The 225-nt window shown below is 61.8% G+C and carries 1 protein-coding gene; it reads right to left on the bottom strand.

From position 1 onward, the window contains the following. Positions 1-225: RHS repeat domain-containing protein (locus OGY09_RS00225; protein ID WP_286589726.1), on the bottom strand; the 225-nt coding region annotated here is incomplete at both ends.

Here is a 225-nt window from a genome sequence, read left to right on the forward strand (position 1 = left end):
AGTGACGTTACCGGAAGCGATACTGTACCGGTATTCGGTTTTCCGGCCTGCCGCATCGGTCTGTGCGGTGAGCCAGCCCAGGGGATTGTACTCCCGGTGAAGCACGCTGCCGTCAGCCTGCTCCTGTCTGACCACCCGTTTCAGGCCGCCTTCACCGGCGGTGTGCAGCACTTCCCGGCGGTGCAGGCTGTCGGTGATGGTGACGGCGTTTTTCCCGTATTCATA

The sequence above is a fragment of the Citrobacter sp. Cpo071 genome, assembly GCF_030332765.1.
In the GTDB taxonomy this organism is placed as follows: domain Bacteria; phylum Pseudomonadota; class Gammaproteobacteria; order Enterobacterales; family Enterobacteriaceae; genus Citrobacter; species Citrobacter portucalensis.